Below are 310 nucleotides of genomic sequence, written 5' to 3' on the forward strand. Positions count from 1 at the left end.
TTTTACCATCGCGATCATCAGTACGCCTTTATCGAAGTACTCCTGTTCACCGATTTTGCCTTCATACTGCGGCGCGGTTTCGAATGCGGTTTTGCCAGTCTCTTCACGCCAGGTCAGCAGTTTCTTATCGTCGTTGGCCCAGTCAGCCATCATGCCGGAGGAGAATTCGCCGGAGATGATGTCGTCCATATGTTTCTGGAACAGCGGCGCCATGATCTCTTTCAGTTGCTCAGAAAGCGCGTAAGCACGCAGTTTCGCCGGGTTAGAAAGACGGTCCATCATCAGGGTGATGCCGCCCTGTTTCAGCGCT

General features: G+C 52.9%; 1 pseudogene. It reads right to left on the reverse strand.

The features are described 5' to 3' along the window. Nucleotides 1-310 (reverse strand): annotated as a pseudogene (locus LZP73_RS19760) (ketol-acid reductoisomerase); the annotation flags it as partial.

Source organism: Shewanella sp. AS16, assembly GCF_021412365.1.
Classification (GTDB): domain Bacteria; phylum Pseudomonadota; class Gammaproteobacteria; order Enterobacterales; family Shewanellaceae; genus Shewanella; species Shewanella salipaludis.